Genomic DNA, 19,719 nt, shown 5'->3' with positions numbered 1-19,719 from the left:
CGTAGAGGATCGGCGCGAACGTCTCGGTGTGCACGATGTCGGTCTGCGACGGCATCCGCGCCACCGCCGGCGCGACATAGTAGGCACTCGGGTGGCCGGCATCGTGGCGCTCGCCGCCGACCACCTCGCCGCCGTCGGCGCGCGCGTGTTCCAGCGCGCCCACCATGTCGCGGTAGGCAGTCTCGTGAATGAGCGGGCCGACCAGCGTGCCTTCGGTCGACGGATCGCCGATCGGCAGCTGCCGATAGGCGGCGGCGATGCGCTCAACGACCTCGTCGGCCACCGATCGGTGCACGATCAGCCGGCGCAGCGTGGTGCAGCGCTGACCGGCGGTGCCGGCGGCGGCGAACACGATGGCGCGCACCGCGAGGTCTAGGTCGGCCGATGGCGTGACGACGGCGGCGTTGTTGCCGCCCAGTTCCAATAGCGAGCGGCCGAATCGCTGCGCGACCTGCGGACCGACCTGCCGGCCCATGCGCACCGAGCCGGTCGCGGAGACCAGCGCGATCCGCTCGTCGTCGACGAGCTGCTCACCGACCTCGCGGCCACCGATGATCAGGGCGCTCACGGCGCGTGGCGCGCCGACGTCACTGGCCGCGCGTTCAATCAGCGCCTGGCAGGCCAGCGCCGTCAACGGCGTCAGCTCGGATGGCTTCCACACCACGGTGTCCCCGCATACCAGCGCCACCGCGGTATTCCACGCCCACACCGCGACCGGGAAGTTGAATGCGGTGATCACGCCGACCACGCCGAGCGGATGCCAGGTCTCCATCAGCCGATGCCCCGGTCGCTCAGAGGCGATCGTGCGGCCGTACAGCTGACGCGACAGGCCGACGGCGAACTGGCAGACGTCGATCATCTCCTGCACCTCGCCCAGCGCCTCGGAGGTGATCTTGCCGGCCTCGATCGTCACCAGGGTGGCGAGATCTTGGTTGTGCTGGGTGAGCAGCTCGCCCAGCCGGCTCACCAGCGCACCGCGTACCGGAGCGGGGGTGGCCCGCCACGCCGAAAACGCTTGTGCGGCAGCGGCGATATCGCTGTCGACCTGTTCGGGCGTGGTCTGCTCGACGGTGAACAGGACGTCGCCGGTGATCGGAGTGCTCGCCGGCTGGCCGTGCTCGCCGGGCTCACCGAGGGTGACATCACAGCCGACGGCATCCAGCGCGCGGCGGGCGCGGGCGCGCAACTCGTCGACGGCGGGCAGGTGGGTGCTCACGCGAGTGCCTCCTTGCAAAGCGATTCGTAAAGCACGTACGGGTCGTGAATGTGGCGGCCGATCGCCCCCGCCATCCAATCGATGCTGTAGCCGGAGTCGTCGGCGATTCCGGTGGCCGCTATAGTCTCGGTGTCGCGGTCCAGATTGGACCGAAAGATCCCGGCCGCTGAGGCTGGCAGAAAGTCTTCGTAGACAACGGGTTTGGATGGGTCGCCGCCGCGGTAGTAGGCCAGCCCCGCAGCGGCCATCTCGTCGTTGGTCGACGGAAAGTACTGGCCCCAGACTTCGGCGGGATCGTCGTTACCGGAAAGACGAGCCATCGCCGCGTCGTAACGCTGCCGGCCCCTGGGCGTCAGCGCCACGCCGCGTGCCTCGACCTCGCCGAAGCGGACCCGCAGCGAGCCGTCGACAACCGTTCCATCGTCGTGGCGAAACCGGCGTGGTTCGGCGAGGGCGCGAAACGACGTCTGGCGCAACAGCACCGCGGGGCCGTCCCAGCGGGGCGGTCCCTGGATAGCGTCGATCATCGTGACGCCGCGCGCGGTCATCCGCTGGTAGAGCTCGTCGATGTCGAGCACCCGCGGCGTCAGGTGATTGATGTGGGTGGACGTGACTCCGGCGATGTCGGCGGCCACCGCGGACACCCGCGACAGCTCGTCATACCAGGACTTGTCGATCGTTTCACCCGACAGCGCGAACGCCGCCACGGCTTGGGCGACAAAGTCATCGGCCTGGTCGGCGTCGCAGCCGCCGTCTGCCGCGATCACCCGGGCCCGGGCGATCAGCGCCGGATCGAACAGTTGGCGGCGTGCCAGGAACGTGTGCACACGAGCGTTCAGGTCGGCGTCGAAGAAACGTGCATCCCTGAGCGCCAGCATCGACGTGAAAACCCGAAACGGGTTGCGCGCCAACTCTTGCGCGGCGATGGGCCGAAACGCGGTGGAGACCACCGGAACCGGTGAAACGGCGTCGCGCAGATCGTAGTAGCCGACCGGGACCATGCCGAAGGCCGAGAACAGGTCGGCGACAGCGGCCAGCTCGTCGGGCGTGCCGACCCGGATCGCGCCGTGCCGCTCGGCGGTAACCCGGGACAGCGTGCCCAGTCGTTCGGCGCCCGCATGCCGTGCGGCGTAATCCCTGTTGACCTGGGTACTGACCTCGACCAGCGTGGTGTAGGCAGGCACTTCGCTGCCGTACATGGCAGACAGGCCGGCGGCGAAGAGCTCCCGTAGCCGCCACGTCGGCAACCTTTTCGCACGGCTCAACGGCGATCACCGCTGCGATACTCTCCGGCCATGGCTGAGACGCTCGACGACATCGACCGGATATTGGTGCGCTCGCTAGTCGCTGACGGGCGCGCGACATTGTCGGAGCTGGCGGCGAGCGCCGGCCTGTCGGTCTCGGCGGTCCAGTCGCGGGTGCGCAGGCTGGAGTCTCGCGGCGTCGTCACGGGGTACTGCGCGCGGATCGATCCCGAAGCGATCGGGCATCTGTTGTCGGCGTTCGTGGCCATCACCCCTCTCGATCCCTCTCAACCCGATGATGCGCCGGCCCGCCTGCAACACATCGAGGCGATCGAGTCGTGTCACTCGGTGGCCGGCGAGGAAAGCTACATCTTGGTGGTGCGCGTCGAGTCCCCGCGTGCGCTGGAAGAGCTCTTGCAGCAGATCCGGACAGCCGCCAACGTGCAGACCCGCAGCACGATCATTTTACAGACATTTTACGATGGTCGACAATTTGTACCGTAATAAATACTGTGCTGGGTCAAGATACCGTAAAAATTCCTGATAGGGTTGACGTCATGACCGGCGTACTGGAACCCACCGATCTGCACCTCGCACCCGACCACGTCCACGAGGTGCTGGCGCGCAGCATCCTCGTCGACGGCCTGGATTTCGTGCTCGACCTGAACCGCTCGGACGGCTCGTATCTGGTCGACGCCCGCGACGGCCGGCGCTACCTGGATATGTTCACGTTCTTCGCTTCGTCGGCGCTGGGCATGAACCACCCGGCACTGGCTTTCGACGACGACTTCCGCGCCGAGCTCACCGACGCCGCGGTTAACAAACCGAGTAACTCCGACGTGTACTCGGTGCCGATGGCCCGCTTCGTCGACACCTTTGCCCGAGTGCTGGGCGATCCAGCGCTGCCGCATCTGTTCTTCGTCGACGGCGGTGCACTGGCGGTGGAGAACGCGCTGAAAGTGGCGTTCGACTGGAAGAGCCGGCACAACGAAGCGCGCGGCATCGACCCGGAGTTGGGCACCCGGGTGTTGCACTTGCGTGGGGCGTTTCACGGCCGCAGCGGCTACACGCTGTCGCTGACCAACACCAACCCGGTCACGGTTGCTCGCTTTCCGAAGTTCGACTGGCCGCGCATCGACGCGCCTTACCTTCGACCGGGCGTCGAGATGGACGCGTTGGAAGCCGAATCGCTGCGGCAGGCCCGGGCAGCTTTCCAGGCCTACCCGCACGACATCGCCTGCTTTGTCGCCGAACCCATCCAGGGCGAGGGTGGCGACCGGCACTTCCGACCAGAGTTCTTCGCCGCCATGCGCGCGCTGTGCGACGAATACGACGCGCTGATGGTCTTCGACGAGGTACAGACAGGTTGTGGTTTGACCGGAACCGCTTGGGCCTACCAGCAATTGGGCGTTGCACCCGATGTGGTCGCGTTCGGCAAGAAGACACAAGTCTGTGGGGTGATGGCAGGAGGGCGGGTCGACGAGATCACCGACAACGTGTTCGCGGTGGCTTCCCGGCTGAACTCGACGTGGGGTGGCAACCTCACCGACATGGTCCGGGCCCGCCGCATCTTGGAGGTCATCGAAGCCGACGACCTTCTCGACAACGCCGCCGCGGCGGGCCGCTACCTGCGGGCGCGCCTCGACGAACTCGCCGACGACTTCCCGACCGCCGTGCTCGACGTCCGCGGTCGCGGCTTGATGTGCGCGTTTAGCATGCCGACGACGGCGGGCCGCGACGAGGTACTCCGCCGACTCTGGAAACGCGGGGTGATTGTGCTGCCCAGTGGCCCAGTCAGCGTGCGTTTCCGGCCGGCCCTGACTGTTTCACCCGCCGAGATCGACGAGGCGGTGGCCGCCCTCAGCGACGTCCTGGCGGAGCGTTTGTGGGTTTAGAGTCGCCTGCTCATGGGTATGCGGGTGTGGCGCGTGTGACGGCACGCGCTAACAGCATTTTCATCGGCCGGTGGTTCACCAGCAGCTAGAGGTTCGTGATGCAGACACAACGTCACCGCTCAGGAGGCGACCGCCTTGGGCGTGAAGACACCGAGGTGCATGCCGCCATTCGGTTCGCGGTTCTGGCCGCGGTCGCCGGGCTGGCGTTCGTGGTCGTGGCCGCGGTGTGGGCCAGCACCTGTACGGGCGCGATGGCCATCGACACCGTCGCATGTGGCGCCCCCCAGCGGACAATCCTGGCGTTCGGTGCGCCGGTCCTCCTGTTTGCCGCGGGCTGCTGGGCATTTGTGCGCACTTATCGCATCTGGCGCGACTGCGGCACCTGGTGGGCGTGGCAGGGCGCCGGCTGGTTTCTGTTGATGCTGATGCTCCTCACGCTCACAATGGGCGCACCCATCATCGCCGGACCTGCGCTGGGTGGTTGACCGGACTCTCGGCAATTACTTCCGTGCCGTCTCCGGGCGTTCTACCGTGGTAGATACGGCCCAAAGGGCAGGGGAGAGAGGGCCGGAGAAAGGTGCAGTCAATGGGTGACACCTATCGTGACCCCGTCGACCATGTGCGGACGACGCGGTCACACGCCGGCGAGTCGATGATCGATGTTTTGCGCTGGCCCGGCTATCTACTCGTGGTGGCCGGCGTGATCGCCGTCGTCGGTTGTCTGGCGGCCTTCGGGACCGGGCACCAAAGCCAGGGCATGACCACAGGTGTCGTCGCCGTCGGGACGATGACGTTCGGTCTGGTCTGGCTGGCGGTCGAGCACCGGCGCGTGCGCAGAATCGAAGATCGCTGGTACGACGCACATCCCGAGGTTCCGCGCCAACGGCCGGCAAGCTGACGAGCCGAGCACCGACACCGCTCAGTGGTTACGGAGCTTCGTAATCAGCTTGTCCTTGGTCAAGTGCGAATAACCGGAAATGCCAAGCTGTTTGGCCCTCTTTTTGAGTTCTGGGACAGTCCAGTCTTGGTACGAGCCGGACTTCCCACCCGACCTGCCCACGCTGGAACGGCCGCGCGCCGCAGCGGCGTTGGAGATCCGAGCGGACTTTTCCTTGGAGTCTCCTTGCTTGCGCAGCTCCTGATAGAGCTTCTCGTCTTTGATTGACGGATTGGGCATCGCAACCTCCTTCGGGTGCTTTGGTGTTGCTGTTTTTCCCCACCCGGCACCGTGCCAAACGCTGGAGGTTTTATTCGCCGAGGCTAATGGGTATCTGCTCTACACCATGATGAGCTTGCAAGCGGCCGCCGCTGTCCCGGTATCCCGGTCATCCGAGCATCGGCGACAGAATCACGAACGCAACAACGTAAACGGCCACGGCGACCAATACGAGCACAGCCAGCGTGATAACCGCGGCACGCCGAAGGCGGCGGGTGCGCCGAATTTCGGTTGTCTCGCTCGCGTCCATACGAATCGGGCTACCCGGCGGCGATCATGACAAACCGGCTTGAGCACGAGGGTAGTCTCGGTCAAACACTGCCGGAGGGCCCCATGATCGCTGCTGAAAAGCCTCAGAAGAACCAGCAACGCGGTGACCGCGCTGTCGAGCTGCGAGTTGCCGCGCGGCTGGAGAATCTAGCGGTGCTGCGCACACTGGTCGGGGCGGTCGGCACCTTCGAGGATCTCGATTTCGACGCGGTGGCCGATCTCCGGCTGGCGGTCGATGAGGTGTGCACCCGGTTGATTCGCTCCGCGACTCCGGGTGCGACGCTGGCCATTGTGGTCGATCCGCGGGACGACGAATTGATGGTCGAAGCGTCAGCGACATGTGACAACTACGACGTAGTGACGCCGGGCAGCTTCAGCTGGCACGTGCTGACATCGCTGGCCGACGACGTACAGACCTTCCACGACGGTCACGAATCTGCTGGCGGGCACGGTATCTTCGGCGTCACGCTCACCACCCGAAGGGCGGGCCTCCACAGGTGACAGTGCGAGCTGCCGGCGGTTCTGCATCTCGTCCCAACGAATACGCTGACGTTCCGGACATGTTCCGTGAGTTGGCGGTTCTCGACGCCAACTCGTCGGAGTTCCAACGCCATCGGGACAAGATCGTTGAACGTTGCCTGCCGTTGGCCGATCACATCGCGCGGCGTTTCGAGGGTCGCGGGGAACATCGTGACGACTTGGTCCAAGTGGCACGCGTCGGACTGGTCAACGCTGTTGCCCGCTTCGATGTTGATACCGGCTCCGACTTCGTCTCGTTTGCGGTGCCCACCATCATGGGAGAGGTCCGCCGGCACTTCCGGGACAACAGCTGGTCGGTCAAGGTTCCGCGGCGTCTGAAAGAACTGCACTTGCGGCTCGGCGCGGCGACGGCCGACCTTTCCCAACGGCTGGGCCGAGCACCGACCGCCTCCGAACTCGCCGGAGAACTCGAGATGGACCGGACGGAGGTTATCGAGGGGCTGGTGGCCGGTAGCTCCTACAACACCCTGTCCATCGATAGCGGTGGCAGCAGCGGCAGCGGCGACGACGAAGCACGAGCCATCGCCGACACGCTCGGCGATGTGGACACCGGTCTCGAGCGGATCGAGAACCGCGAGGCGCTACGTCCGCTACTCGACGGATTGCCGGAGCGTGAACGAACCGTGTTGGTGCTCAGGTTCTTCGAGTCGATGACACAGACGCAGATCGCCGAACGGGTTGGCATTTCGCAGATGCACGTGTCGCGGTTGCTCGCTAAGTCGCTAGCGCGGCTGCGGGACGAGTTGGAATAGCCGGCGCGGCTGTTCGTTCTCGTCGGGGATGTCGGGCACCGACTCGGCCACCGGCAGCGCGTTGTCAGGGTCGCAAATACGTAGCAACCGGGAGACTGCTTTACCTGGCACCACAGCCCAGTGCACAGCGGCGCCCGCGCACCGGACATTGATGGTGTGCAGCGCCGAAAAGCCCGCCGTTCCAAAGAATTCCAGGTTGCTGAGGTTCACGATTACCGACTTGGAATTCGCCGCGCAGCACTGAACGTAATCGGCGAGCTGATTGGCGTTGGATGCGTCGAGCTCGCCGTGTGCCGTAATGACAACGAACGACGGGTCCCACTCCGCCGTGAAGCGGGCACTGTGGTTTTCCCACGGCTCCGACGGGATTGCGGCATCGGTTCCAAGAACCGGGGAAGCCGAATTGGGGTGTCTCATAGCAAACATCAGGTGACTCCATCAGTCGTCAAGCAGTCTGTGGATCACGTCAAGCGGTTGGCCCCGCACGCGGAGAGAAGCCGGGAGTACTAGCCTCCCCCTACGTTAATTCAACGTTGTTCCGGGCGGCTGTGAACTCAACCTTCTTCGAAGACTACTCCGGCCGCAGGGGGCCGACAACGACCTGAGGACGTTTCTAAGAAACCCCGTTCAGCGCGACAGCCAGTCGCCGCACGGACTCAGCGGCCGCGCTCGCGGCCTGGGTTTGGCCGGCGCGTGCTCGGGCGGCGATCTCACCGGTCTCCAGGTCGAGTGTCACCGCTGCCAGCAACTCGCCCGTCGTCGGCTCGCACACCGCCCAGGAGTAGCTGGTATCCGATGACCACTGAGCGGCGCAGCGCGCGACATAATCCGGGTCGGTTACCCCCAGGTCCGCGAGCGCCGGACGATCGTCGATGCGGTTGTCCGCGCGCAGTGCACGCAGATACCACTGCCCGGCGTTGATCTCGACAGGGTCCATGCTCGCTCCGCAAAGATCTACTTGATCTCGGCGAGAACCGTGCCCTGGGTGATTGCGGCGCCCGCCTCCACCGCCAGCCCGGTGATGATGCCGTCTTTGTGAGCGGTGACCGGGTTTTCCATCTTCATCGCTTCCAGGACCGCCACCAAATCACCGGTGGCGACCTCCTGGCCCTCTTCGACCGCGACCTTCACCACGGTGCCCTGCATCGGTGCGGTGACCGCGTCGCCGGAGGCGGCGGCACCCGCGTGCGCCCCGCGCTTGCGCGGCTTGGGCTTCTTCCTGATGACACCGGCCGCGTCGGACCCACCGCCGTTGGATAGCGCGAAGTCGCCGGGCAGCGAAACCTCGAGTCGTCGGCCGCCGACCTCGACCACGACTTTCTGCCGCGGGCGGGCGTCGTCTTCGTCCAGCGGCTCGCCGCCGGTGAAGGGTTCGAGGGTGTTGTTCCACTCGGTCTCGATCCAGCGGGTGTGCACCGTGAAGCCGTTGTCGTCGCCGATGAACGCCGGGTCGGACACCACCGCACGGTGGAACGGGATGACCGTGGCCAGCCCTTCGACGTGGAACTCAGCAAGAGCACGGCGGGAGCGTGCCAACGCCTCTTCGCGGTTGGCGCCGTACACGATGAGCTTGGCCAGCATCGAGTCGAACTGCCCGCCGATCACCGAACCGGCTTCGACACCGGAGTCCAGCCGGACACCGGGCCCGCTTGGCGTCTCGTACTTTGTGACCGGCCCGGGTGCGGGCAGGAAGCCGCGTCCGGCGTCCTCGCCGTTGATCCGGAATTCGAAGCAATGACCTCGGGGCACGGGATCTTCCGTAATATCCAACTTCTCGCCGTTGGCGATCTTGAACTGCTGGAGCACCAGGTCGATGCCGGCGGTCTCCTCGGTGACCGGGTGCTCGACCTGTAGACGGGTGTTGACCTCCAGGAAGGAGATCAGACCGTCCTGGCCGACCAGATATTCGACCGTCCCGGCGCCGTAATAGTGGGCCTCTTTGCAGATCCGCTTGGCAGATTCGTGGATCTCCTTGCGCTGCGCATCGGTCAGGAACGGCGCGGGTGCCTCTTCGACCAGCTTCTGGAAGCGGCGCTGCAGCGAGCAGTCGCGGGTTCCGGCGACGACGACGTTGCCGTGCTGATCGGCGATCACCTGGGCTTCGACGTGGCGGGGCTTGTCCAGGTAGCGCTCGACGAAGCACTCGCCGCGGCCGAACGCCGCGACCGCCTCGCGGGTCGCCGACTCGAACAGTTCGGGGATCTCCTCGAGGGTGCGGGCCACCTTCATGCCGCGACCACCGCCACCGAAGGCCGCCTTGATCGCGATCGGCACGCCGTATTCCTTGGCGAAAGCAATCACCTCGTCGGCGTCTTTCACCGGGTCGGGAGTACCGGGCACCAGCGGGGCCTGCGCGCGGGCGGCGATGTGCCGGGCAGTGACCTTGTCGCCGAGATCGCGGATCGACTGCGGGCCCGGCCCGATCCAGATCAGGCCGGCGTCGATCACCGCCTGGGCGAAGTCGGCATTCTCCGACAGGAATCCGTAACCAGGATGGATCGCGTTGGCACCGGACTTCTCGGCGGCCTCCAGGATCTTGCCGAAGTCCAGGTACGACTCCGCCGAGGTCTGGCCGCCCAGTGCGAATGCCTCGTCGGCCAGCTTTACGTGAGGCGCGTCGGCGTCGGGCTCGGCGTACACCGCCACGCTGGGCAGGCCGGCATCTTTGGCCGCGCGGATCACCCGCACCGCGATCTCACCGCGATTGGCGACAAGAACCTTGGAGATCGTCGAGCTGGCGTGACTAGGCACTGCGCCTCCTGTATTGCTGAACACTTCTCACGTGTCTAAGAGAAATTCTTACAAGTCGTGTCGGGGGAAGTTTAAGCGCCGCGCCGTGGGCGATATGACCCGGTGCCTACTTCAGCCGGACTCGCGCAGCCGCCGCTTGATGCGGGCCAGCATCCCCGCCATGCCACGCAGCCGCAGCGGGCTGATCAACGCGGCCAGGCCCAGCTCGGTGTAGAAATCGTCCGGCACCGACAGGATGTCGACGGCGGGCTGCTCGTCGAGGCCGGCGGCCAATATCGACGCAAAACCGCGCGTGGTGGGCGCTTCGGCCGGAGCGCTGAAGTGCAGCCGCACCCGGCTGACGTCGCTGGCGTCGACGTGCATAAACACCGGCGATTGGCATTCGGGGACCGGTTCCATGGCCGCCTCTTCCAGGTCGGCGGGGAGTGCCGGCAGGTCGTCGGCGAACTCCAGCAGCAGCCTGAGCTTGTCCTGACCTTGAACTTCGGCGAAGTCGGACACCACCTCCGCCAGCGGCGCGGGCATGCTCATCAGACCGGCACGGCCCCCGGGCTTTCACCGGCGACGATCGGCACCCGGACGGTGTTGCCCCACTCCGTCCAGGAGCCGTCGTAGTTTCGTACGCCGGGGATGCCGAGCAGATGTGTCAGCACAAACCAGGTGTGGCTGGACCGCTCGCCGATGCGGCAATAAACGACGGTTTTGTCGTCCGGCCCGATGAACCCGTAGAGCTGCCGCAGCTCGTCGCGGCTGCGGAACCGCCCACTGTCGTCGGCGGCCTTTCCCCACGGGATCGAACGCGCCGTGGGGATATGCCCGGCGCGCAGCGCGCCTTCCTCGGGATAGTCGGGCATGTGTGTGCGCTTGCCGGTGTACTCGTCGGGCGACCGCACGTCGATCAAAGGCTCGGAGCCCAGGATTGCCAGCACGTCGTCTTTGAACGCGCGGATCGGTTCATCATTGCGCTGCACAACGGGATAGCCGCTCGACGCCTTGGTCGGAACGTCCAAAGTGGTGTCGCGCCCGTCGGACATCCACAGATCGCGGCCGCCGTTGAGCAGCCGCACATCCGGGTGGCCGAAGAGCGTGAAGACCCACAGCGCATAGGCAGCCCACCAGTTGCTCTTGTCCCCGTAGATCACCACGGTGTCGTCGCGGGAAATGCCTTTACGGTCCATCAATTCGGCGAACTGCTCGCCGTTGATGTAGTCACGCACCCGGGGGTCGTTGAGGTCGGTGTGCCAGTCGACCTTGACCGCCCCGGGGATGTGGCCGATGTCGTAAAGCAGGACATCCTCGTCGGATTCGACGATCACGAGCCCGGGCTGACCCAGGTTGCCGGCCAGCCAGTCGGCGGTCACCAGCCGTTCCGGGTGGGCGTAAGCGCTCAGCGTCGGGCTGGGATCTGCTGGTAAAGGCACACTGTGAGCCTACCCGCCAGGTTGCTACGCGTTGTCGTCGCTGGGCACCCGATTCGCCGTCCACAGCTCGGCGACCGCCAGGCCGACACGTTGTAGCAGGGCTCGGGTCAACGGCAGACTGAGCCCGACGACGTTGGACGGGTCACCCTCGATCCGCTCGACGAACCAGCCGCCCAGGCCGTCCAGTGTGAATCCTCCGGCGACGGCCAATGGTTCGCCGCTGTCGATGTACGCTTCCAATTCTGCCGCCGTCGGTGTCGCGAAGTGCACTGTGGTAGACGATGATTCGGACGCCCGCTGGCTAGCGTTGCCGTCGCGCAGCCGCAGCAGGCAGTGGCCGGTGTACAGCTGGCCCGACCGGCCACCCATCGACCGCCACTGGGTGCGGGCTGCATCGGCTGATGCCGGCTTGCCGACCAGTCGGCCGTCGATGTAGAGCATCGAATCACACGCAATGACAACACAATCCGCGGCAACCGCGTTGTCCAGGGTGGCCGCCACCCGATCGGCCTTAGCCTGGGCCAGGACGCCAACGACATCACCAGGGGAGGTATTCGATCCCAAAGCCGCGATGACGGCGTCCTCGTCGATGCCGGACACCACGACCAGTGGGTCGATGCCGGCCTGCCGCAGCACCTTGAGTCGGCCCGGCGAGGCGGACCCGAGCACCATGCGGGTCATCTGCGGGTCATCGCCGCATGTGCATCCGTTCCAGCAGGGTGATCTTCTGCCAGCTGAAGACCGGGTAGCGCAGTTTGTCGACGGGCAACCCCCACCGGCTGTGGTCCGGCGGTCCCGGCTCGCCTCCGCCGCCGGCGGCGCTGCCCAGCACCGCGATCAGCGCGGCCAGCTCCTCGGCGGTCGGCTCGCCCTTGAGCACCTTGATGTGCGGCTCATGCGCTTGGTGCGCTGGCGCGGCGCCCTGCGGCTCTTCAGTCCCGTCGCTCACTGCGTTCGTTTCGCTCACAGCGGAATGTTCCCGTGCTTCTTGGGCGGCATCTGAGCGATCTTGCGCTCCAGCAGCCGCAGTGCCGTCCCGATGTAGCCGCGAGTGTGCGACGGCGGGATGACCGCGTCGACGTAGCCCCGCTCGGCGGCGATGTACGGGTTGACCAGGGTGTCCTCGTACTCCTGCTGCAGTTGTAAGCGAAGCGCATCAACATCCCGGCCGTCGTCGCCGGCTTCTTTCAGCTGCTGGCGGTAGACGAACCCGACCGCGCCGGATGCGCCCATCACCGCGATCTGCGCGGTCGGCCAGGCGACGTTGACGTCGCAGCCCATGTCCTTGGAACCCATCACGCAGTAGGCGCCGCCGTAGGCCTTGCGGGTGATGACCGTGATCTTGGGAACGGTGGCCTCGCCGTAGGCGTACAGCAGCTTGGCGCCGCGGCGGATGATGCCGTTGTACTCCTGGCCGGTGCCTGGCAGGAAGCCCGGCACGTCCACCAGCATGACGATCGGAATGTTGAAGCAGTCGCAGGTCCGCACGAACCGAGCGGCCTTCTCCGAGGCGTCGATGTCCAGGCAGCCGGCGAAATGGGTGGGCTGGTTGGCGACGATGCCGACAGGGTAGCCGTCGATGCGACCGAACCCGATCACGATGTTCTGGGCGTATCCGGACTGCACCTCGAGGAACTCGTCGTCGTCGAGAATGCGGGTGATCACCTCGTGCATGTCGTAGGGCTGGTTGGCCGAATCCGGGATCAGGGTGTCCAGCTCGTGGTCCTCGGCGGTGAGGTTGTCTTCGATGGCGCCCTCGGGAACCGGCACGGCGAACCGCGGCGGATCGGTGAAGTTATTGGGCGGCAGGTAGCTCAGCAGGTCGCGGACATAGTCGAACGCGTCCTGCTCACCAGAGGCGACGTAGTGCGCGGTGCCGGACTTGGCCATGTGGGTGTGCGCACCACCGAGCTCCTCCATCGTTACGTCCTCGCCGGTGACCGTCTTGATCACGTCCGGGCCGGTGATGAACATCTGACTGGTTTGGTCGACCATCACCACGAAGTCGGTCAGCGCGGGGGAGTAGACGTGCCCACCGGCGGCGGCGCCCATGATCAGCGAGATCTGCGGGATCACGCCGGAGGCCAGGATGTTGTTGCGGAAAATTTGGCTGTACAGGCCCAGCGAGACCACGCCCTCTTGGATCCGCGCACCGGCGCCGTCGTTGATACCGATCAGCGGCCGGCCGGTCTTGGTCGCCAGCTCTTGGACCTTGACGATCTTCTCGCCGTACACCTCGCCGAGGCTGCCGCCGAACACCGTCACGTCCTGGCTGAAGATGCAGACGTCGCGGCCGTCGATGGTGCCGTAGCCGGTGACGACTCCGTCGCCGAGCGGACGCTTCTCGCCCAGCCCGAAGTTGGTGCTGCGATGCCTGGCAAGCGCGTCGAGCTCGACGAACGACCCCTCGTCGAGCAGGGCGTAGATGCGCTCGCGGGCGGTCAGCTTGCCCTTGGCGTGCACCTTGTCGACGGCGGCCTCGCCAACCGGGTGCAGCGTCTCCTCGGACCGCTTGCGCAGTTCGGCGAGCTTGCCCGCGGTGGTGTGGATGTCGATGTGGTGCTCGGCCTTCGCTTCCACATGGCCTTCGGCGTGGGTCTCGGAAGTGCTCGTCATGGCTGTCGATCTTAGCGCTCCCTTAAGTTGCGGTCCGAATGCAGCACCGCGTCTCGGGCATGTCGGGTGTGCGCCCATGGCGCCGAATGTGCATCTAGGGCGGGAATTTTGCGAGAATCCCGCCGTCAGCGCACAGTGAAAGCCCAGAACGCACACTCGACCTGACGCGCTCGACGAAAGGAGAACAGCATCGTGCCAGCCGACGCCCTAGACCGCCCGCCGTTGGACGCGGCGGCGTTGCGCGACGGGTTGGCCGGACCTGGCATGCCGTGGCGTCAACTCGATGTGGTCGCCGAAACCGGCTCCACCAATGCCGATCTGATCGCCCGGGCCGAGGGCGGCGCCGACATCGACGGATCGGTGTTGCTCGCCGAATACCAGAACGCCGCCCGTGGGCGTCATGGTCGCCACTGGTCGGCGCCGCCGCGCGCGCAGATCGCCTTGTCGGTCGGGGTGGGTGCGGCGTCGGTTCCCCGGTCAGGCTGGGGATGGTTGCCGCTGGCCACCGGCGTCGCGGTGGCCGACGCGACGACCGCGGTGTGCGGCGTCCCGGCGGGCCTCAAATGGCCCAACGACGTCCTCGTGGACGGCGGCAAGCTGGCCGGGATCCTCGCCGAGGTCGCGACGCCGACGCCGGTGATCGTGCTCGGGTTGGGGCTCAATGTGACGCTGACCGCCGACGAGGCGCCGGACCCGGTGGCGACCTCGCTGCTGATGCTGGGGTCATCGGTGACCGACCGAAACATGTTGGTGCGCCGGATACTTCGCGAACTAGCCGCGCGCATCGATGCGTGGCGCAACGCCGGCGGCGCCGACGCGGCGCTGGTCGCCGATTATCAGCGCTACAGTGTGACGTTAGGTTCTCGGGTGCGGGCCACGTTGCCCGGTGATCGTGAGGTCGTGGGTGCGGCGCGGGCCATCGACGAGACGGGCCGATTGTGCATCGACACCGGCGGTGAGACGGTGGCGATCTCGGCCGGGGACATCACGCACCTACGCCCCAGCGTTTAAGGTGCCAGCGTGGGCTACCCCGATAACGTGCTGGCCGGCGATGAACAGGTGGTCTTGCATCGACACCCACACTGGAAGCGGCTGGTTTGGCCGGTCATCGTCCTTATCCTCGCGAGCGCGGCGGCGTCGTTCGGTTCCGCGGTCGTCAATAGCACCAGTTGGGATCCGACCGCCAAAAGAGTCATCTTTGCCGTCATCGGAGCGATCTGGCTGATCGTCATCGGCTGGTTGACCCTGTGGCCATTCCTGAATTGGCTGACCACACATTTCGTGATCACCGACCGGCGGGTGATGTTCCGGCACGGGATATTGAGCCGCAGTGGCATCGACATTCCGCTGGCCCGGATCAACAGCGTCGAATTCCGCCATCGGCTGATCGATCGGATATTGCGCACGGGCACACTGATCGTGGAATCGGCGTCACAAGACCCGTTGGAGTTCTACGACATTCCGCGCGTGGAGCAGGTCCACGCGCTGCTGTATCACGAGGTTTTCGACACCCTCGGATCTGAGGAATCGCCGAGCTGATTCAACCGGCTGCGGCGTGACCGCCACGCCCGCATCAGGGTGACCGTGCCGTCGCCCCCCTCGAAGTTGTCCTCGAGGACCTCGGCGATCCCGCCGGCGGTAAGGGCCGATTCCAGCGCCTTGTCCTGGCTGCGGCCGACCTCGTCGGGGAACACCCAGCGCCGGAACGCCCAGAAGCGGAACGCCATCTGCAGCAGGTTGCCGATGATGTACGCCGAGATGAAGTCGGCGATGTTCTCCACGGTCAGTGACACGTTCGGCACCCGCAGACCGAAGACGTAGCTGGAGACCCACAACGGCGCCATGCTCAGCAGCACGCCCACGCCGCTGAGCGCAAAGAACAGCAGCGCCTCGTGGTGTCGCTCCCGACCGCCGCGGTCCCGGAAACTCCACTCCCTGTTCAAGATGTAGGACGCGATGACCGCGACGATGCCGGCGATGACCTTGGCGGTCACCGGCTTGGGCTCCAAAATCGTCAGCTTGAGGGTGTAGAAGATCGCCGAGTCGATCACGAATGTGGTGGCGCCGACGATCGCGAACTTGATCAGTTCGTGATGGCGTTCGGCGAAAGGACGCACCGGCTGCGGCAGCCGGGCGATCGTGGCATCGGCAAAGGACACAATGTCGCAGTCTACGTATTAACCGTTAAGCGTGCCCAGCGGCGGGTGTCACCGCCGGTAAACACCCCGTTCAGTGGCCATGACACCATGATTGCCGTGCCGAGTACCCCCACCGCTGCGCCGTTGGTTGCGATGGTCGGCGGCGGCCAGCTCGCCCGAATGACCCACCAAGCGGCGATCGCCCTGGGTCAAAGCCTGCGGGTGCTGGCCGCCGACGTCGACGACCCGGCGGCCCAGGTGAGCCCGGATGTGGTGATCGGCTCACACACGAACCTCGACGATCTGCGGCGCGTCGCCGCCGGCGCCGACGCGTTGACCTTCGACCATGAGCACGTCCCGACCGAGCTGCTGGAAAAGCTGGTCGCCGAGGGCGTCAACGTCGCGCCGCCGCCGCAGGCGTTGGTGCACGCGCAGGACAAACTCGTCATGCGGCGACGTCTGCAGGCGCTGGGGGTCCCGGTACCGCGCTACGCCGCGGTCGAACGCGGCGATGACCTGGACAGCATTGCCGCGTTTGCAGCGCGTGTCGGAGGCCCGATGGTGATCAAGGTGGTCCGCGGCGGCTACGACGGTCGTGGGGTGCGGATGGCGGCCGACCTACCGCAGGCCCGTGAGATCGCGTCTGAGTACTTAAAATCCGGTGTACCGGTATTGGTCGAGGAGCGGGTCGCGATGCGCCGCGAGCTCTCGGCGCTGGTGGCCCGGTCGCCGTTCGGGCAGGGTGCGGCGTGGCCGGTGGTGGAGACGGTGCAGCGCGACGGCATTTGTGTACTGGTGATCGCGCCGGCGCTGGCGCTGCCCGACGACCTGGGCGCCGCGGCCCAGCAGCTGGCGCTGCGGTTGGCGGCCGAACTCGGCGTCGTCGGCGTGCTGGCCGTCGAGCTGTTCGAGACCGTCGACGGGCAGCTGCTCGTCAATGAGTTGGCGATGCGACCGCACAATTCCGGGCATTGGACCATGGACGGGTCGCGGACCAGCCAGTTCGAGCAGCATCTGCGCGCGGTGCTCGACTACCCGCTCGGTGACAGCGGCGCCACGGTGCCGGTGACCGTGATGGCCAACGTACTGGGCGCCGCGCAAACGCCGACGATGACCGTCGACGAGCGACTGCATCACCTGTTCGCGCGGATGCCCGATGCCCGGGTTCACCTCTACGGCAAGGGCGAACGACCGGGCCGCAAGATCGGCCACGTCAACCTGCTCGGCTCCGACACGGCCGAGGTGGCAAACCTGCGTGAACGCGCCGAACGCGCGGCACACTGGTTGTCGCACGGGCAGTGGACAGATGGATGGGATCCGCACACAGATGGCTAAGCAGGCGCGCGTCGGCGTGATCATGGGCAGCGACAGCGATTGGTCGGTGATGGCCGACGCGGCCGACGCACTGGCCGAGTTCGACGTTCCCTATGAGGTCGGTGTGGTTTCGGCGCACCGCACGCCGCAACGGATGCTCGACTACGCACGAAGCGCGGCCGAGCGTGGCATCGAGGTGGTCATCGCCGGTGCCGGCGGCGCGGCCCACCTACCGGGCATGGTGGCCTCGGCGACACCGCTGCCGGTGATCGGTGTCCCGGTGCCGCTGGCACGGCTCGACGGTCTGGACTCACTGCTGTCCATCGCGCAGATGCCGGCCGGGGTGCCGGTGGCCACGGTGTCGATCGGCGGCGCGCGCAACGCGGGCCTGCTGGCGGTGCGCATTCTGGCGGTTTCGGATCCCGCGTTGCGAGGCCGTATCGTCGCGTTCCAAGATCAACTGGCGCAGTCGGTCCTGGCCAAGGATGCGGCGCTGAAGGAACGTCAAGGTAAATTTACCGGCCAGTAGCCTGGCGACGATGCGGGCCGTGTGGCGGCCCGCGGAGAAGCCGGGTCGGAAGGCACAGTGCAAAAGGAGGCCAGCATGGCTCAGTGGGCCGGACATCCGTCATTCGATCTGTTCAAGCTGCCCGAGGAGCACGACGAATTGCGGGCCGCGATTCGCGCGCTGGCGGAAAAAGAGATCGCCCCATACGCCGCGGACGTCGACGAGAAGCCCCGGTTTCCCGACGAGGCGTTGGCGGCGCTGAATGCATCGGGTTTCAACGCCGTCCACGTTCCGGAGGAATACGACGGTCAGGGCGCAGACTCGGTGGCGGCCTGCATCGTGATCGAGGAAGTGGCCCGCGTCGACGCCTCAGCGTCGCTGATCCCCGCCGTGAACAAGCTGGGCACCATGGGTCTGATCCTGCGTGGCTCGGAGGAGCTGAAGAAGCAGGTGTTGCCGACGCTGGCTTCCGACGGGGCGATGGCGTCGTATGCGTTGAGTGAGCGCGAAGCCGGAAGCGATGCGGCGTCAATGCGCACCCGGGCCAAGGCCGACGGCGACGACTGGATCCTCAACGGGGCCAAGTGCTGGATCACCAACGGCGGCAAGTCGACCTGGTACACGGTGATGGCGGTGACTGACCCGGACAAAGGCGCCAACGGCATCTCGGCGTTCATGGTGAACAAGGACGACGAAGGCTTCAGTGTTGGGCCGAAAGAGAAGAAGCTGGGCATCAAGGGCTCACCGACCACCGAGCTGTACTTCGAGAACTGCCGCGTCCCAGGCGATCGGATCATCGGCGAACCCGGCACCGGTTTCAAGACCGCGCTGGCCACGTTGGATCACACCCGGCCGACGATCGGTGCCCAGGCTGTGGGGATCGCCCAGGGCGCACTGGACGCCGCGATCGCATATACCAAGGACCGCAAGCAGTTCGGCGAATCCATCAGCACCTTCCAGGCCATCCAGTTCATGCTGGCCGACATGGCGATGAAGGTCGAGGCCGCGCGGCTGATGGTCTACAGCGCCGCCGCCCGGGCCGAACGCGGCGAATCGCATTTGGGTTTCATCTCTGCGGCGTCGAAATGCTTTGCCTCCGACGTGGCTATGGAAGTCACCACCGATGCCGTGCAACTGTTCGGTGGCGCCGGCTACACCACCGACTTCCCGGTCGAGCGGATGATGCGCGACGCCAAGATCACCCAGATCTACGAGGGCACTAACCAGATTCAGCGCGTGGTGATGTCGCGCGCGTTGCTGCGCTGATTCACCTTGCGCCCGGTCATGATTCGCGCCCCGGCCGTTAACACCCGTCCAAAATGTCTTGGGCAAGTGGTAGCACCGATTCCGCGAGGGCGACTTCAGCCCCAGGGGCCGACCGCTGCGCCGGCTCGCGGCGGCTGCCGGTTCAGGGTCTTGCTGCGACGCCCCACCACGGCCTGAGTCAAACTGACCCACTACCGAAACATCGGCAGGATCGTGGCTGCGAGTTCTGTGCGTCGTGGGCCAGCTCAGCTCAGTCGTCGATGTGCGTCGGTGGGTTGGCGAAGGCGAGATCCCATGGGTGCTGGTCAGGACCCATCAAATCGCAGGTCCTTTCCGGCACGAGGAAGGAACTGGCGCCGCTATACACCAAGTGGGGAACTGCCACGCAACGTTGCCAGGTGCCGTCAGGCTGGACGGGTCCGTCGCACCTGCTGATAACGGGTCCTCCGTACTGGCAGCCGGCACTGGCCGGCGGCGCTGAGGCGATCAGCTCTCCGGCCATCAGCACGGCAGCCAGTCCTCCGACCAAGCAGCACTTCATGGTTGTCTCCCGTCACAACGCCGCTGGTGCG

23 protein-coding genes and 1 pseudogene are annotated in these 19,719 nt (G+C 66.1%); 11 read left to right on the top strand and 13 right to left on the bottom strand.

Annotated elements, in window-relative coordinates:
- Together VNW74_RS00320 and VNW74_RS00315 are read right to left on the bottom strand one after the other, a co-directional pair.
- A partial coding sequence (locus VNW74_RS00320) for an aldehyde dehydrogenase family protein (RefSeq protein WP_414686563.1) occupies window positions 1-1,216 on the bottom strand: 1,216 nt, incomplete at its 3' end.
- On the bottom strand, window positions 1,213-2,481 hold the full coding sequence (locus tag VNW74_RS00315) for a VOC family protein (RefSeq protein WP_325674608.1): 1,269 nt from the start codon (window positions 2,479-2,481) through the stop codon (window positions 1,213-1,215). The genes VNW74_RS00320 and VNW74_RS00315, both read right to left, overlap by 4 nt.
- 30 nt (window positions 2,482-2,511) lie before the next feature.
- Here VNW74_RS00315 and VNW74_RS00310 point away from each other — a divergent pair, with 30 nt between their 5' ends.
- From VNW74_RS00310 to usfY, 4 genes are all read left to right on the top strand, one after another.
- Window positions 2,512-2,964, top strand: coding sequence for an Lrp/AsnC family transcriptional regulator (locus VNW74_RS00310; RefSeq protein ID WP_325674607.1), 453 nt, complete (start codon window positions 2,512-2,514; stop codon window positions 2,962-2,964).
- A 53-nt stretch (window positions 2,965-3,017) separates the two neighbouring features.
- Complete coding sequence (lat, locus tag VNW74_RS00305) at window positions 3,018-4,355, top strand: L-lysine 6-transaminase (RefSeq protein ID WP_325674606.1); 1,338 nt, start codon at window positions 3,018-3,020, stop codon at window positions 4,353-4,355.
- A 98-nt stretch (window positions 4,356-4,453) separates the two neighbouring features.
- A complete protein-coding gene (locus VNW74_RS00300; protein ID WP_325674605.1) occupies window positions 4,454-4,840 on the top strand; it encodes a hypothetical protein in 387 nt (128 codons plus the stop codon).
- 101 nt (window positions 4,841-4,941) lie between these two features.
- Window positions 4,942-5,253, top strand: a complete 312-nt coding sequence (gene usfY / locus VNW74_RS00295) for a protein UsfY (RefSeq protein ID WP_324441264.1) — start codon at window positions 4,942-4,944, stop codon at window positions 5,251-5,253.
- Between the two features lie 21 nt (window positions 5,254-5,274).
- On the opposite strand, the gene VNW74_RS00290 is transcribed toward usfY, so the two are convergent.
- Window positions 5,275-5,532, bottom strand: a complete 258-nt coding sequence (locus VNW74_RS00290) for a DUF7218 family protein (protein ID WP_325674604.1) — start codon at window positions 5,530-5,532, stop codon at window positions 5,275-5,277.
- A gap of 372 nt (window positions 5,533-5,904) precedes the next feature.
- Between VNW74_RS00290 and VNW74_RS00285 the strand changes: the two genes are divergently transcribed.
- Both VNW74_RS00285 and VNW74_RS00280 read left to right on the top strand, forming a co-directional pair.
- Window positions 5,905-6,342, top strand: a complete 438-nt coding sequence (locus VNW74_RS00285; RefSeq protein WP_325674603.1) for an ATP-binding protein — start codon at window positions 5,905-5,907, stop codon at window positions 6,340-6,342.
- A complete protein-coding gene (locus tag VNW74_RS00280; protein WP_325674602.1) occupies window positions 6,339-7,133 on the top strand; it encodes an RNA polymerase sigma factor SigF in 795 nt (264 codons plus the stop codon). The genes VNW74_RS00285 and VNW74_RS00280 overlap by 4 nt, the downstream gene beginning before the upstream one ends.
- Here the strand turns inward: VNW74_RS00280 and VNW74_RS00275 are convergent.
- From VNW74_RS00275 to VNW74_RS00240, 8 genes and pseudogenes are all read right to left on the bottom strand, one after another.
- Window positions 7,104-7,550: an STAS domain-containing protein gene (locus VNW74_RS00275; protein WP_325674614.1), complete on the bottom strand. Its 447-nt coding sequence runs from the start codon at window positions 7,548-7,550 to the stop codon at window positions 7,104-7,106. The two genes, VNW74_RS00280 and VNW74_RS00275, sit on opposite strands and share 30 nt — an antisense overlap.
- Before the next feature lie 196 nt (window positions 7,551-7,746).
- Window positions 7,747-8,070 carry a hypothetical protein gene (locus VNW74_RS00270; RefSeq protein WP_325674601.1) on the bottom strand — a complete coding sequence of 108 codons (324 nt, stop codon included), beginning with the start codon at window positions 8,068-8,070 and terminating at the stop codon, window positions 7,747-7,749.
- A 17-nt stretch (window positions 8,071-8,087) separates the two neighbouring features.
- Window positions 8,088-9,884 carry an acetyl/propionyl/methylcrotonyl-CoA carboxylase subunit alpha gene (locus tag VNW74_RS00265; RefSeq protein WP_325674600.1) on the bottom strand — a complete coding sequence of 599 codons (1,797 nt, stop codon included), beginning with the start codon at window positions 9,882-9,884 and terminating at the stop codon, window positions 8,088-8,090.
- Between the two features lie 111 nt (window positions 9,885-9,995).
- Window positions 9,996-10,415 (bottom strand): SufE family protein, encoded by a 420-nt coding sequence (locus VNW74_RS00260; RefSeq protein ID WP_325674599.1) that lies wholly within the window; start codon window positions 10,413-10,415, stop codon window positions 9,996-9,998.
- A complete protein-coding gene (locus VNW74_RS00255) occupies window positions 10,415-11,305 on the bottom strand; it encodes a sulfurtransferase (RefSeq protein ID WP_325674598.1) in 891 nt (296 codons plus the stop codon). Before VNW74_RS00255 ends, VNW74_RS00260 begins: the two co-directional genes overlap by 1 nt.
- A gap of 24 nt (window positions 11,306-11,329) precedes the next feature.
- Window positions 11,330-11,986: a nucleoside triphosphate pyrophosphatase gene (locus VNW74_RS00250; protein WP_325674597.1), complete on the bottom strand. Its 657-nt coding sequence runs from the start codon at window positions 11,984-11,986 to the stop codon at window positions 11,330-11,332.
- A gap of 7 nt (window positions 11,987-11,993) precedes the next feature.
- Window positions 11,994-12,278: pseudogene (locus VNW74_RS00245) on the bottom strand (acyl-CoA carboxylase subunit epsilon); the annotation flags it as partial.
- A complete protein-coding gene (locus VNW74_RS00240) occupies window positions 12,269-13,921 on the bottom strand; it encodes an acyl-CoA carboxylase subunit beta (RefSeq protein WP_325674596.1) in 1,653 nt (550 codons plus the stop codon). The gene VNW74_RS00240 and the pseudogene VNW74_RS00245, both read right to left, overlap by 10 nt.
- A 264-nt stretch (window positions 13,922-14,185) precedes the next feature.
- On the opposite strand from VNW74_RS00240, the gene VNW74_RS00235 reads away from it, so the two are divergent.
- Window positions 14,186-14,932, top strand: a complete 747-nt coding sequence (locus tag VNW74_RS00235; RefSeq protein ID WP_414686565.1) for a biotin--[acetyl-CoA-carboxylase] ligase — start codon at window positions 14,186-14,188, stop codon at window positions 14,930-14,932.
- Between the two features lie 9 nt (window positions 14,933-14,941).
- Window positions 14,942-15,460, top strand: a complete 519-nt coding sequence (locus VNW74_RS00230; protein WP_325674594.1) for a PH domain-containing protein — start codon at window positions 14,942-14,944, stop codon at window positions 15,458-15,460.
- Here the strand turns inward: VNW74_RS00230 and VNW74_RS00225 are convergent.
- Entirely contained in the window at window positions 15,415-16,080 is a 666-nt protein-coding gene (locus VNW74_RS00225; protein ID WP_325674593.1) for a GtrA family protein, read from the bottom strand. The genes VNW74_RS00230 and VNW74_RS00225 overlap by 46 nt on opposite strands.
- A gap of 87 nt (window positions 16,081-16,167) precedes the next feature.
- Between VNW74_RS00225 and VNW74_RS00220 the strand changes: the two genes are divergently transcribed.
- From VNW74_RS00220 to VNW74_RS00210, 3 genes are all read left to right on the top strand, one after another.
- Window positions 16,168-17,394, top strand: coding sequence for a 5-(carboxyamino)imidazole ribonucleotide synthase (locus tag VNW74_RS00220; RefSeq protein WP_325674613.1), 1,227 nt, complete (start codon window positions 16,168-16,170; stop codon window positions 17,392-17,394).
- Window positions 17,366-17,902 carry a 5-(carboxyamino)imidazole ribonucleotide mutase gene (gene purE / locus VNW74_RS00215; protein ID WP_414686562.1) on the top strand — a complete coding sequence of 179 codons (537 nt, stop codon included), beginning with the start codon at window positions 17,366-17,368 and terminating at the stop codon, window positions 17,900-17,902. The genes VNW74_RS00220 and purE overlap by 29 nt, the downstream gene beginning before the upstream one ends.
- Window positions 17,903-17,977: 75 nt before the next feature.
- Window positions 17,978-19,147, top strand: coding sequence for an acyl-CoA dehydrogenase (locus VNW74_RS00210; protein ID WP_325674591.1), 1,170 nt, complete (start codon window positions 17,978-17,980; stop codon window positions 19,145-19,147).
- A 250-nt stretch (window positions 19,148-19,397) separates the two neighbouring features.
- Here VNW74_RS00210 and VNW74_RS00205 read toward each other — a convergent pair whose 3' ends face one another.
- Entirely contained in the window at window positions 19,398-19,688 is a 291-nt protein-coding gene (locus VNW74_RS00205; RefSeq protein ID WP_325674590.1) for a CDGP domain-containing protein, read from the bottom strand.
- Window positions 19,689-19,719 lie beyond the last annotated feature (31 nt).

The organism is Mycobacterium sp. (assembly GCF_035570115.1).
Lineage (GTDB): Bacteria > Actinomycetota > Actinomycetes > Mycobacteriales > Mycobacteriaceae > Mycobacterium.
Note: the sequence above shows the minus strand (reverse complement) of the source record. Positions and strands in the feature narration are given on the sequence as shown.